This is a genomic window from Enterobacter sp. MGH 16, from assembly GCF_000493175.1.
Lineage (GTDB): Bacteria > Pseudomonadota > Gammaproteobacteria > Enterobacterales > Enterobacteriaceae > Enterobacter > Enterobacter roggenkampii.
Genome location: NZ_KI535695.1, coordinates 4186082 through 4198466, shown reverse-complemented (window position 1 = coordinate 4198466; position 12385 = coordinate 4186082). Strand labels below are relative to the sequence as shown.

The 12385-nt window shown below is 57.4% G+C and carries 12 protein-coding genes; 5 read left to right on the top strand and 7 right to left on the bottom strand.

Translation table 11 applies throughout. The annotated features are described in order from the left end of the window. Window positions 1-352: 352 nt before the first annotated feature. The gene (gene panM, locus L362_RS03325; RefSeq protein ID WP_008500097.1) at window positions 353-736 is read left to right on the top strand and encodes an aspartate 1-decarboxylase autocleavage activator PanM; all 384 of its coding nucleotides are present in this window, start codon (window positions 353-355) and stop codon (window positions 734-736) included. Window positions 737-913: 177 nt separating this feature from the next. Here panM and livJ read toward each other — a convergent pair whose 3' ends face one another. From livJ to ftsY, 6 genes are all read right to left on the bottom strand, one after another. Then, window positions 914-2014, bottom strand: a complete 1101-nt coding sequence (gene livJ, locus L362_RS03330; RefSeq protein WP_072163886.1) for a branched chain amino acid ABC transporter substrate-binding protein LivJ — start codon at window positions 2012-2014, stop codon at window positions 914-916. A gap of 197 nt (window positions 2015-2211) precedes the next feature. Continuing rightward, window positions 2212-3477: a 4-aminobutyrate--2-oxoglutarate transaminase gene (locus L362_RS03335; RefSeq protein ID WP_021242734.1), complete on the bottom strand. Its 1266-nt coding sequence runs from the start codon at window positions 3475-3477 to the stop codon at window positions 2212-2214. 136 nt (window positions 3478-3613) lie between these two features. Beyond that, on the bottom strand, window positions 3614-4471 hold the full coding sequence (gene rpoH, locus L362_RS03340; RefSeq protein ID WP_008500093.1) for an RNA polymerase sigma factor RpoH: 858 nt from the start codon (window positions 4469-4471) through the stop codon (window positions 3614-3616). A 251-nt stretch (window positions 4472-4722) separates the two neighbouring features. Continuing rightward, entirely contained in the window at window positions 4723-5778 is a 1056-nt protein-coding gene (ftsX, locus tag L362_RS03345) for a permease-like cell division protein FtsX (protein WP_023326488.1), read from the bottom strand. After that, entirely contained in the window at window positions 5765-6436 is a 672-nt protein-coding gene (gene ftsE, locus L362_RS03350; RefSeq protein ID WP_008500091.1) for a cell division ATP-binding protein FtsE, read from the bottom strand. Before ftsE ends, ftsX begins: the two co-directional genes overlap by 14 nt. A gap of 2 nt (window positions 6437-6438) precedes the next feature. After that, window positions 6439-7899, bottom strand: a complete 1461-nt coding sequence (ftsY, locus tag L362_RS03355) for a signal recognition particle-docking protein FtsY (protein WP_023345260.1) — start codon at window positions 7897-7899, stop codon at window positions 6439-6441. Between the two features lie 127 nt (window positions 7900-8026). Between ftsY and rsmD the strand changes: the two genes are divergently transcribed. Both rsmD and L362_RS03365 read left to right on the top strand, forming a co-directional pair. Next, window positions 8027-8629 (top strand): 16S rRNA (guanine(966)-N(2))-methyltransferase, encoded by a 603-nt coding sequence (rsmD, locus tag L362_RS03360; RefSeq protein ID WP_023345259.1) that lies wholly within the window; start codon window positions 8027-8029, stop codon window positions 8627-8629. Further along, on the top strand, window positions 8613-8894 hold the full coding sequence (locus L362_RS03365) for a DUF1145 family protein (RefSeq protein ID WP_008500088.1): 282 nt from the start codon (window positions 8613-8615) through the stop codon (window positions 8892-8894). Before rsmD ends, L362_RS03365 begins: the two co-directional genes overlap by 17 nt. A gap of 82 nt (window positions 8895-8976) precedes the next feature. On the opposite strand, the gene L362_RS03370 is transcribed toward L362_RS03365, so the two are convergent. Continuing rightward, window positions 8977-9336, bottom strand: coding sequence for a DUF2500 domain-containing protein (locus L362_RS03370; protein ID WP_008500087.1), 360 nt, complete (start codon window positions 9334-9336; stop codon window positions 8977-8979). Window positions 9337-9465: 129 nt separating this feature from the next. Here L362_RS03370 and L362_RS03375 point away from each other — a divergent pair, with 129 nt between their 5' ends. Both L362_RS03375 and zntA read left to right on the top strand, forming a co-directional pair. After that, complete coding sequence (locus L362_RS03375) at window positions 9466-10092, top strand: lysoplasmalogenase (protein ID WP_008500086.1); 627 nt, start codon at window positions 9466-9468, stop codon at window positions 10090-10092. Between the two features lie 76 nt (window positions 10093-10168). Further along, the gene (gene zntA, locus L362_RS03380; RefSeq protein ID WP_023345258.1) at window positions 10169-12340 is read left to right on the top strand and encodes a Zn(II)/Cd(II)/Pb(II) translocating P-type ATPase ZntA; all 2172 of its coding nucleotides are present in this window, start codon (window positions 10169-10171) and stop codon (window positions 12338-12340) included. The last annotated feature ends 45 nt before the right edge of the window (window positions 12341-12385 follow it).

Genomic DNA, 12385 nt, shown 5'->3' with positions numbered 1-12385 from the left:
ATGAACAACGCTATTTTTACCAGTGCCTTTAATGGTTTAGCGCAGGTTTTTGTCAAAAACCAGACTAAAATCTCTATTTTTCAGGCGATTAAGCAAAGATAATATTCTGAAATCAGGCAGAGATAAACAAATAAAAGTGCAGTTTGCAGCATAAAATAACGGTATAAAGCGCCGAATAAATCACTGCCATTCAGGTTAAAATCCTGCTTATTTTTCGATCCATGTGTTTTCAAACTGCCCAACGCGCTGCCAAAAAACTAATCACCTGGCAAACGGCGATAAAAAGAGGAAGCCGCTGAGCGAATAAATTGAGTACACTGCCTCTACTCAATTTGATTTGGACAAGCAGCTAATGAAACTGACTATCGTGCGTCTGGTGACCTTTAGCGACCAGGATCATATCGACCTGGGCAAGATCTGGCCGGAATATTCCCCTTCGTCGCTGGCCGTCGACGAAAATCACCGTATCTATGCCGCGCGCTTTAACGAGCGTCTTCTGGCCGCCGTTCGCGTAACGCTGAGCGGCACGGAAGGGGCGTTGGACTCGCTGCGCGTGCGTGACGTGACCCGCCGTCGCGGCGTGGGGCAGTATTTAATTGAAGAAGTGCTCCGCGAAAACCCGGGCGTGACCTCATGGTGGATGGCCGACGTGGGCGTGGAAGACCGCGGCGTGATGGCGGCGTTTATGCAGGCGTTAGGGTTTACGGCGCAGGAGAGCGGGTGGGAGAAGCGCTAAAAGAAAGCCGGGTGGCGGCTACGCCTTGCCCGGCCTACAATTTCTACCGCATTTTCGCAAGCATTTCGTGTTGCAGGAAGGCGGCAAGTTATGAAATCCCCGGGAGCTTACATAAGTAAGTGCCCGGGGTTGAATAACGCAGCCAACGCACCTGCGGCGCGAAAGGCGACGGGAAAATTATTTGGCGTCTGTCGCCGTGCCGTTAGCATGCCAGTCAAACACGCCGAATTCGAAGCCCTTCAGGTCGCCCTTCGCGTCCCAGGAGAGAGGCCCCATAACGGTTTCGACGGTGTTCGCTTTCAGCCAGGTGGCAATCTCAGCCGGATCGGCTGACTGGTTCAGGCCCGCCTGCAGCGACTGCAGCGCCGCGTAGGTGGTCCAGACGAACGCGCCGCTTGGATCCTGTTTCTTCGCCTTGATGGCATCTACGATAGGTTTGTTCGCAGGGACCTGGTCGTAGTTCTTCGGTTTGGTCACCAGCAGGCCTTCGGCGGATTCACCCGCGATGTTAGACAGAGAAACGTTCGCCACCCCTTCCGGGCCCATGAACTGGGTTTTCAGACCGGCCGCGCGCGCCTGGCGCAGGATCTGGCCCATTTCCGGGTGGTAGCCGCCGTAGTAAACAAAGTCGATATTCTCTTTCTTCAGACGCGCAACCAGCGTGGAGAAATCTTTCTCACCGGCGGTGATCCCGTCGAAGAACACCACGTCGGCATTGGCTTTCTTAAGGTTGTCCTGCACTGAACGCGCCAGACCTTCACCGTACTGCTGCTTGTCATGAACAATGGCAATGCGTTTCGGCTTCACTTTTTCAACGATGTATTTCGCCGCGGTTGGGCCCTGGTCAGAGTCCAGACCGGTGGTGCGCAGGGTCAGCTTGTAACCGCGTGCGGTCAGCTCTGGTGCGGTCGCCGCCGGGGTGATCATCAGGATACCTTCGTCTTCGTAGATGTCAGACGCGGGCTGAGTAGAAGAAGAGCACAGGTGACCGATAACGTATTTAATCCCGTCGTTCACCACTTTGTTCGCGACCGCGACCGCCTGTTTCGGGTCACAGGCATCATCATATTTTACGATCTGCAGTTTTTCGCCCTTGATACCGCCCTTAGCGTTAATGTCTGCAACCGCCTGTTCTGCGCCAGTAAACTCCTGGTCGCCGTACTGCGCTACCGGACCGGACATGGCACCAACCACAGCCACTTTGATGTCTGCCTGCGCCATGGTGCTGAATGCCAACGCGATACATCCTGCCAGTAACGCTTTACCCTTCATGTTCATCCTGAGATTCCCCATTATTATGGTTATTACGATTGTTGTGATGTTGTTGTGCAGCGCTTTATTTCATTTATAGGTGTGCTGTTCGCGCTTTTTCAGCATACTCTGCTAAAACATACCCCATTTTTATGATTTTGGAATAGCAAATTTGAAATGAATATATGATAAGCCCGGCAGAGAGTTCCGCCGGGCATGTGGCTTTAACGTGTCAGCGACGCGGAGATAATGTCCAGCGCTTTACGGAACTGCACTTCGGGAATCGTCAGCGGATACAGGAAACGAATGACGTTGCCGTAGACGCCGCAGCTCAGAAGCAGCAGACCTTCCTGCAGTGCACGCTCCTGCACCTGGCGGGTAAATTCCGGCGAAGGCTGACCCGTTTGCGGATCGTTAAACTCCACCGCCACCATCGAGCCCTGCGCGCGGATATCCGCGATATACGGGCAGTGTTCCTTCGCCTTGTTCAACACTTCCACCAGGTGATGGCCAAGATGCGCCGATCGCGTGCAGAGATCCTCTTCGTCAATCACGTCCAGCACGGCGTGCGCCGCCGCAATCGCCAGCGGGTTACCCGCGTAGGTACCGCCCAGCCCACCCGGCGCGGGCGCATCCATCACCTCAGCACGTCCCGACACCGCAGAGAGCGGCATCCCGCCCGCCAGGCTTTTCGCCATGGTGATCAGATCGGGCTTCACGCAGTGATGTTCCATCGAGAACAGCTTGCCGGTGCGGGCGAAGCCGCTTTGCACCTCGTCGGCAATCAGCAAAATGCCGTGGGTATCGCACAGGGCGCGCAGCGCCTGCATAAAATCAGCCGGGGCGATGTTGAAACCGCCCTCTCCCTGAACCGGTTCGAGAATAATCGCCGCGACCTGGTCAGGGGCAATATCCGCTTTAAAGATACGTTCCAGGGTTTTCAACGCTTCCGCCGTGCTGACGCCATGCAGTTCATTCGGATACTGGGCGTGATACACCGAGCCGGGGAAAGGTCCAAAGCCGAGCTTGTACGGCGCAACTTTGCCGGTCAGCGCCATGGTCATAAAGGTGCGGCCGTGGAACGCGCCACCGAAGGTGATAAGGCCGGGGCGTCTGGTAAAGGCGCGGGCAATTTTCACCGCGTTTTCGACCGCCTCAGCCCCCGTCGAGAAGAACGCGGTTTTGGCCGGGCCGTCAATCGGCACGCGCTGGTTGATGCGCTCGGCAAGCGCCACGTAGCCTTCATACGGCACAATCTGGTAGGCCGTGTGGGTAAACGCGTGGAGTTGTTTTTCGATGGCGGAAATGACTTTAGGATGGCGATGGCCGGTATTCAGCACCGCGATCCCGGCGGCGAAGTCGATGTACTCATTGCCTTCCACGTCCCACACCGTGGCGTTTTCGGCTTTATCGGCATAGAAGTTACACATCACGCCAATGCCGCGCGGCGTCGCCTGTAACCGCCGGTCGTTCAGTTCGTTGTTTTTCACCCTGTCCCCCTGAGAAAGTCGCCTGCTTAGCGCATCAGTAAGTGTTTGCCAGGGGGAGGGAATTCGCCAGAGCGGGCGCTAAAAAAACAAAACCCCCAGACTCTCATCCAGGGGTTCTCGGTGTACTTCGCGTTAATTACGCTTCGATAGCGGCGCGAAGTTTCTTCATGGCGTTCTTTTCAAGCTGACGGACACGTTCCGCAGAGACGCCGTAGCGGTCGGCCAGCTCCTGCAGCGTTGACTTGTTGTCTTCGTCCAGCCAGCGGGCGCGGATAATATCCTGGCTACGTTCGTCGAGGCCTTCCATCGCATAGCTCAGCTTGTTCGCGGCCTGATCTTCCCAGTTGTCCTCTTCGATGCCGTCGGCAAAGTTAGAGGTTTTATCCTGCAGATACAGAACCGGTGCCATCGGCTGGCTGTCAGATGCGTCGTCGTCGGAGGACATATCGAAGGTCATGTCCTGCGCGGCCATACGGGATTCCATCTCACGCACGTCTTTGCTGGAAACACCCAGCTCGCGCGCCACCATTTCCACTTCATCCTGATTAAACCAGCCCAGACGCTGCTTGGTTTTACGCAGGTTGAAGAACAGTTTGCGTTGCGCTTTTGTCGTGGCGACTTTCACGATACGCCAGTTGCGCAGCACGTATTCATGAATTTCTGCTTTGATCCAGTGGACGGCGAAGGAGACCAGTCGCACCCCCACTTCCGGGTTAAAGCGACGCACAGCCTTCATCAGGCCGATGTTACCTTCCTGAATCAAGTCCGCCTGCGGCAGGCCATAGCCCGCATAATTACGAGCAATGTGAACAACAAAGCGCAGGTGAGACAGGATCAGCTTTTTCGCTGCTTCCAGATCGCCCTGGTAATGCAGCTTTTCAGCAAGCTCCTTTTCTTCCTCGGCCGTTAACATCGGCCAGGTGTTCGCAGCCCGGATATAGGATTCCAGGTTACCAACAGGGGCTAAAGCTAAAGTTTGCATTTCTTTGGTCATTCATTCCTCTCAGTGTTTCTTCTGGTCCAGGCTGTCCCCGTCAGGCAACAACCATGCCAAAGCGTTTGAGCAACGAGATTAGCATTCACTCTTTTATCAGACAGTGATTTTATCCACAAGTTCCAGGTGCAACGGTGAATAAATTACGCACAAAATGTGACATGGAGATGATAACAGGGGAAGAGACAACAGGGACGCTTTCCCTGCAGAGCGAACATCTCGGTGCAGGGAAAGATTATATCACGCTTTTATTAGTCGGGAGTAAAGTGACGTAAATGTTGAACGGTTGCCAGCCACGCTGCCACCCACCCAATCATTGAACACACCAGCAGCAGTAACAGGCACTCATCGAACCCTAAACCACTGATATCAAACTTGGTTCCGAAAACCTGCGCCACTTCAGTCACGGCAGAGGAAAGCCGCATCACCAAAATTTCTGACAATATCAGTGAAAGAAATGCGCCGGAAAAACCGAGCAGTGCGCCACCGTAAAGGAACGGTCGGAGGATGAAGCCATCCGTCGCACCAATCAGTTTCTGCACGTTGATGGTATCGCGACGAGCGAAGATGCTCAGACGAACGCTGTTGCCGATGACGAGGAAGACCGCCGCCACCATCAGCACGCCAATCATCGCCGCGACGCGGCCTACCAGCCCGGTCAGAGCAGCGAGACGCGCAAACCAGCTGTCATCCATGCGCACTTCATCAATGCCCTTAATGCGCGTGATGCGATCGCGCAGGGTGTTAAGCGAATCGGTCCCCTGGAAATCCAGCTTCGGGATCACCACCGCCACGGCGGGCAGCGGGTTCTCTTCAAGCATATCCAGCGCACCGCCAAAGCCTGACCAGTTGCGGAACTCACCCAGCGCGTCTTCACGTGAGAGATAGTTGACCTTCTCCACGCCCTGCTCGGCCTGAATTTGCCCAACCACCTGCGCGGCCGCGTTATCGTCGAGCGCTTTATCCAGATAGACCGTGATCTGCGGAGACGGATAATACTGCGACGCCGCCTGGTTGACGTTCTTGTAAACCATGTAGCAGACGCTTGGCAGCGTCAGGGAGATGGCGATTACCATCACCGTCAGGAACGTCGCCAGCGGTTTGCTTTTCAGGTCCTGCAGCGCGCCGTGGAACGCGTAGCGCACCTGCTCGTTAAAGACGTTGGTTTTGCGGGAGGCCGGTTTTGGCGCGGCCTTCTGGCGCTTCGGCGCATTACGATTGCCGTCACCCCCGCCCTGCGGCTTACGGAAACGGTCAAACCGGTTCCCGAACTGCCGAATCTGGTTTATTGCATCACGCTTGTTCACCGTGGCCTCCGTGCAAATGCCCGTCGCTCAGGGTCAGCATGCGGTACGAACGACGGGAAATCAGCCCGATGTCGTGCGTTGCCATCAATACGGTAACCCCTACGCGGTTAAACTCCTCAAACAGACGCAAAATCCCTTCTGACAGGGCATCGTCCAGGTTACCGGTCGGTTCATCCGCCAGCAGCACGGCAGGCTTGTTCACCACCGCGCGGGCGATACCCACGCGCTGCTGTTCACCGCCGGAGAGCTGGATCGGGAAGTTCTTCGCTTTGTCCAGTAGCCCGACCTTATCCAGCGCCGCAGAGACGCGGCGGCGGATATCGTCATAGCTGGCGCCGGCAATAATCAGCGGAATGGCCACGTTATCGAAAACGGTGCGATCCATCAGCAGGTGGTGATCCTGGAAAATCATGCCGATCTGACGACGCAGGAACGGCACCTCACGGTTTTTCAGACGGCTGATCTCATGGCCGCTGAAAAAGATTTTTCCGGCGCTTGGCCGCTCGATCCCACAGATAAGCTTGAGCAGGGTACTTTTCCCCGCGCCGGAATGGCCGGTCAGGAATGCCATCTCGCCCGGCTGCAGGTGAAAGGTCACCCCCTGCAGCGCTTGTCTCCCACCGAGATAGGCCTTGCTGACGTGTTCAAAGCGAATCATTGTTAGTCCTCTCGGGCAAATAATGCCTCAATAAAGTCGTCCGCCTTAAACGGACGTAAATCCTCAATACGCTCGCCCACACCGATGTAACGGATAGGAATGCCGAACTGGTCGGCCACGGAGAAGATCACCCCGCCTTTCGCGGTGCCGTCCAGTTTGGTCAGCGTGATCCCCGTCAGTCCTACCGCTTCATGGAACAGCTTCGCCTGGCTGATGGCGTTCTGTCCGGTGCTGGCATCAATGGTCAGCATAATTTCATGCGGTGCGTCTTCGTCCAGCTTCTTCATGACGCGAACGATTTTCTTCAGCTCTTCCATCAGGTGCGATTTATTCTGCAAACGCCCTGCGGTATCGGCAATCAGCACGTCCACGTTGCGCGCCTTCGCCGCCTGGATGGCGTCAAAGATCACGGATGCGGAATCCGCGCCGGTATGCTGAGCAATCACCGGGATGTTGTTGCGCTGGCCCCAGACCTGCAGCTGCTCAACCGCCGCCGCACGGAAGGTATCGCCCGCCGCCAGCATCACCGATTTGCCCTGCTGCTCGAACTGACGCGCCAGCTTGCCGATGGTGGTGGTTTTACCCACGCCGTTCACGCCGACCATCAGAATAACAAATGGCGTTTTGCCTTCAATATTAAGCGGTTCGTCAACTTTTGCGAGAATTTCACCCATCTCGTCTTTCAGCAGGCCGTACAGCGCTTCGGCGTCACGCAATTGCTTGCGGCTCGCCCCTTCGGTCAGATTGGCAATGATCTTACGGGTGGTTTCCACCCCAACGTCCGCAATCAGCAGCTGCTCTTCCAGCTCTTCAAACAGATCGTCGTCGATCTTCTTGCCGCGGAACAGACTGATAAATCCGGAACCTAAGTTTTCTTTGGTTTTAAGCAGGCTGCGCTTCAGGCGCGCGAAGAAACCCTCTTTGGTCGGTTTTTCCTGCTCCTGAACGATCTCTTCTTCGGCCTGCTCTTCTACCGGCACAACGATGACCGCTTCTTCAGCCGCTTCCGCCGCCAGCGCCTGGGCTTCCAGCTCTTCGTCGGTCAGCTCCGGCTCGAGCGCCGCTTCTTCTTCCACCGCCTCAACGATTTCAACGGTTTCCGCTTCGGCCTGCCACTCTTCGGCAGACACCGCTTCGTCTTTGACCTCTTCCGGCAGCGGAAGCTCTTCGTGTTCGATAGCGGCCTGTGGCGCTTCGATAGCGGCTTCTACGACAACCGGTTCTGGCTTCTCGCTCTCCTGAACCTGTTCAGTGACCTCAACCACCTCTTCAGCAAAGGTTTCAACCTCTTCTTTGCTGTGCGCCGTTTCTTCCGCATCGACAACCGCGGCGGTTTCTACTGGCGTTTCAGGCTGCGATGGCTCTTCAACGGCTTGTTGCTCTTCGGTTTTCTGTTCTGTTTCTTGCTCTTTTTCACCGAAGCCCAGCCAGGAAAAGAAGCCACGTTTTTTTTGTTTTGCCATCTGCGACTACACTCCTCGCGGCGCTATATACATGGAAGCTAAAAAAATGATGAAATAGTCTAACACTTTACTTAATTGACATCACCGCCCGCAATCGCAGGCCAATTGTTAACAGAGCTTTCCTGAGATGAAGAAACCCAACCGCGCCCCGGCCGGTCAAATTCGTATTATCGGCGGTCAGTGGCGAGGCCGGAAATTACCGGTGCCGGACAGCCCCGGTTTACGCCCTACTACCGACCGCGTGCGCGAGACGCTGTTTAACTGGCTGGCCCCGTCAATGGTAGACGCCCGCTGCCTGGACTGCTTCGCCGGTAGCGGCGCGCTCGGGCTGGAAGCGCTGTCGCGCTATGCTGCCAGCGCCACGCTGCTGGAGATGGAGCGCGGCGTGGCGCAGACGCTGCAGCAAAATCTGGCGACGCTGAAAGCGAGCAACGCGAAAGTGGTTAACACCAACACGCTGAGCTTCCTCGCGCAAAAGGGCACGCCGCACACCGTGGTGTTTGTCGACCCGCCGTTCCGCAAGGGGCTGCTGGAAGATACGTTATCCCTGCTGGAGCAAAACGGCTGGCTGGCGGATGACGCATTGATTTACGTGGAAAGCGAAGTGGAAAACGGTTTGCCGCCGGTTCCCGCTCACTGGGATCTGCACCGTGAAAAAGTGGCAGGTCAGGTTGCTTATCGTCTGTATCACCGTCAGGCACAAGGAGGATCCGATGCCGGTACTGATTAATCTGGGACGTCTGCTGATGCTGGGCGTCTGGGCGTTTTTGCTGCTCAACCTGGTGCACCCGTTCCCGCGCCCGATGAATATTTTTGTTAACGTCGCGCTGATTTTCACCTCGTTCATGCACGCCCTGCAGATGGTGATGCTGAAAAACGGTCTGCCGAAAGACGGCCCGCAGATGACGGGCTGGCAGCAGCTGCGCGTGTTTATTTTCGGCGTGTTTGAGCTGCTGGTGTGGATGAAGAAGTTTAAGGCGCAGGTGAAGAAGTAAGGTGCGTTTAGTCGCCCGGTGGCGCTTCGCTTACCGGGCCTACGAAACCACGTAGGCCGGGCAAACGCAGTGCCGCCCGGCGTTACAACTCCGGAACAAACCCCTCAAACCGCGATCCTTTGTAACTCAGCGTTCCTTTTTCCCCCACCGTCAGCTGGTGGTACTGCTGCGCCTCCAGGCGGAAGGTCATCTCCAGGCCGCCCGTTTCCGGCTTAAAGCTCGCTTCATAACGCATTGTTGTGCCCGCAGGCGTCACCTGCTGCTGGCGCGAGCGGCGGTCATTGAGCGGCTTTTCGCGTTTGTTCGTCACCACCACGCGCTTTTGCATCAGCGGCGCGGCATCGTTATCCGCCTTCTCGCGGCGCTGCTGCACGAAGCGGAACGAGGCGGCAATGACGATAATCGCCACCACGATAATGAAAAACAGCGGCATCTTGCTCATTCAACTATCCCATCAGATTATGCGGAATTCAGGATACCCTGCCTTCCCCGGCATTGCCAAACGCCCGCCCGCGTCACTACACTGGATCAGAAACTGATTATTCAGACTTAACAGATACAGGGAGTTAATATGCTTTGGTCATTTATCGCTGTCTGTTTTTCCGCATGGCTTTATGTCGATGCGTCGTACCGTGGTCCCACCTGGCAGCGCTGGCTGTTTAAACCCGTCACGCTGTTGCTGCTCCTGCTGCTGGCCTGGCAAGCACCGATGTTTAATGCCGTCAGCTATCTGGTCCTCGCCGGGCTATGCGCCTCTCTGATTGGCGATGCCTTAACCCTGCTGCCGCGCCAGCGCCTGCTGTATGCCGTAGGGGCATTTTTCCTGTCGCATCTGCTGTATACCATTTACTTCGCCAGCCAGATGACGCTCTCTTTCTTCTGGCCGCTGCCGCTGGTCCTGCTGGTGATTGGTGCCCTGCTGATCGCGGTGATCTGGTCGCGTCTGGAAGAGATGCGGTTGCCGATCTGCACGTTTATCGCCATGACGCTGGTGATGGTATGGCTGGCAGGTGAACTGTGGTTCTTCCGTCCGACCGCTCCGGCGATGTCCGCTTTCTTCGGGGCCGCGCTGCTGCTGATTGGGAATATCGTGTGGCTGGGTAGCCACTATCGCCGCCGTTTCCGGGCGGATAACGCGATTGCCGCCGCCTGCTACTTTGCCGGGCACTTCCTGATTGTGCGTTCGCTGTATATCTAAATAACGCTTGACTCTGGAGTCGACTCCAGAGTGTATGCTGCGGTTAATGAGAAAATTATCATTGCCGGAGACTGCCATGTCGACTCCAGAAACACCCAAAAAAGTCCCTCAATTCTCGGCGCTTAAGCTCAGTCCCGTTCCGTCGAAAGATGACTGCTGCTGCGAAGGCGCGTGCGAAACGCAAACTCAAACGCTTCCTGAAAGCGGCAACCGCTACAGCTGGGTCGTTAACGGCATGGACTGCGCTGCCTGCGCCCGCAAAGTGGAAAATGCGGTGAAACAGGTGCCGGGCGTCAGCCACGTTCAGGTGCTGTTCGCCACCGAAAAGCTGCTGGTTAGCGCCGATAACGACGTCAGCAAACAGGTTGAAGACGCGGTAAGCAAGGCGGGTTACAGCCTGCGTAGTGAAGCCGCGCCCGCGGAAAAAGCCTCTTCACTGAAAGAAAACCTGCCGCTCATTACCCTGATCATCATGATGGCCCTGAGCTGGGGGCTGGAACAGATCAACCATCCGTTCGGCAACCTGGCGTTTATCGCCACCACGCTGGTCGGGCTGTTTCCGATTGCCCGCCAGGCGCTGCGTCTGATGAAAAGCGGCAGCTGGTTCGCCATTGAAACGCTGATGAGCGTGGCGGCCATCGGCGCGCTGTTTATTGGCGCGACGGCAGAAGCGGCGATGGTATTGCTGCTGTTCTTAATCGGTGAACGTCTTGAGGGCTGGGCGGCGAGCCGGGCGCGTAAAGGGGTCAGCGCGCTGATGGCGCTGAAGCCGGAAACCGCCACGCGCGTAGTAAACGGCACGCGTGAAACGGTCGCCATCACGACCCTGCGTCCGGGCGACGTGATAGAAGTTGCGGCAGGCGGACGCCTGCCTGCCGACGGCGCGCTGCTTACCGCCACCGCGAGCTTTGATGAAAGTGCCCTGACCGGTGAGTCCATTCCGGTTGAACGTGCCGCAGGTGAAAAAGTGCCTGCTGGCGCCACCAGCGTCGACCGTCTGGTGCAGCTCACCGTGCTTTCCGAGCCGGGTGACAGCGCCATCGACCGCATCCTGAAGCTGATTGAAGAGGCCGAAGAGCGCCGCGCGCCGGTCGAACGCTTTATCGACCGCTTCAGCCGCATCTACACGCCCGCCATTATGCTGGTTGCCCTGCTGGTCACCGTCGTCCCACCGCTGTTCTTTGGCGCGCCGTGGGAGGGCTGGATTTATAAAGGGCTGACGCTACTGCTGATCGGCTGCCCGTGCGCGCTGGTCATCTCCACCCCGGCGGCCATTACCTCCGGCCTGGCGGCGGCGGCACGTCGCGGGGCGCTGATTAAGGGCGGCGCGGCGCTGGAGCAGCTGAGTCAGGTGCAGCATATCGCCTTCGATAAAACCGGCACGCTGACCGTCGGCAAGCCGCAGGTGACCGGCGTGTATTCGCAGGGCATCAGTGAAGATGAACTGCTGACCCTGGCCGCCGCCGTTGAGCAGGGCTCCACTCACCCGCTGGCGCAGGCGATAGTGCGGGAAGCGCAGTCGCGCGGGCTGAATATCCCACCGGCAACCGCTCAGCGGGCGCTGGTAGGCTCCGGGATTGAGGCCACCGTTGACGGTAAAAAAGTTCTGATTGTCGCGGCGGGCAAGTCTTCTCATCCTGAGGTGGAGGCGTTAGAACAGACCGGACAAACTGTCGTGACCGTTATGCAGAACGGCGTCGCAAAAGGGATGCTGGCGCTGCGCGACACCCTGCGCGATGACGCAAAAGAAGCCGTGGCGGCGCTGCATCAGCTGGGCGTGCAGGGGGTGATTCTCACCGGCGATAACCCTCGCGCAGCGGCGGCCATTGCCGGTGAGCTGGGGCTGGCTTTTAAGGCCGGATTACTGCCGGCGGATAAGGTCAGCGCGGTAACGGAGCTGAACGCGCACGCCCCGCTGGCGATGGTCGGAGACGGGATTAACGATGCCCCGGCGATGAAGGCGTCCACCATCGGCATTGCGATGGGCAGCGGCACCGACGTGGCGCTAGAGACGGCGGACGCGGCGCTGACCCACAACCGCCTGACCGGACTGGCGCAGATGATCGATCTTGCGCGGGCGACGCGTGCCAACATCCGCCAGAACATCGGCATCGCGCTGGGGCTGAAGGGGATTTTCCTGGTGACCACCCTGCTCGGCATGACCGGACTGTGGCTGGCGGTGCTGGCGGATACCGGCGCGACGGTGCTGGTGACGGCGAACGCGCTGCGGCTGCTGCGTCGCCGGTAAAAAAACGCCCGGTGGCGCTGACGCTTACCGGGCCTACATATCCTG

Bases quoted from the DNA above. Each gene is read 5' to 3' on its own strand.
- panM (WP_008500097.1), top strand. From the start codon at position 353: ATGAAACTGACTATCGTGCGTCTGGTGACCTTTAGCGACCAGGATCAT.
- livJ (WP_072163886.1), bottom strand. From the start codon at position 2,014: ATGAACATGAAGGGTAAAGCGTTACTGGCAGGATGTATCGCGTTGGCA.
- rpoH (WP_008500093.1), bottom strand. From the start codon at position 4,471: ATGACCAAAGAAATGCAAACTTTAGCTTTAGCCCCTGTTGGTAACCTG.
- ftsE (WP_008500091.1), bottom strand. From the start codon at position 6,436: ATGATTCGCTTTGAACACGTCAGCAAGGCCTATCTCGGTGGGAGACAA.
- ftsY (WP_023345260.1), bottom strand. From the start codon at position 7,899: ATGGCAAAACAAAAAAAACGTGGCTTCTTTTCCTGGCTGGGCTTCGGT.
- rsmD (WP_023345259.1), top strand. From the start codon at position 8,027: ATGAAGAAACCCAACCGCGCCCCGGCCGGTCAAATTCGTATTATCGGC.
- L362_RS03365 (WP_008500088.1), top strand. From the start codon at position 8,613: ATGCCGGTACTGATTAATCTGGGACGTCTGCTGATGCTGGGCGTCTGG.
- L362_RS03370 (WP_008500087.1), bottom strand. From the start codon at position 9,336: ATGAGCAAGATGCCGCTGTTTTTCATTATCGTGGTGGCGATTATCGTC.
- L362_RS03375 (WP_008500086.1), top strand. From the start codon at position 9,466: ATGCTTTGGTCATTTATCGCTGTCTGTTTTTCCGCATGGCTTTATGTC.
- zntA (WP_023345258.1), top strand. From the start codon at position 10,169: ATGTCGACTCCAGAAACACCCAAAAAAGTCCCTCAATTCTCGGCGCTT.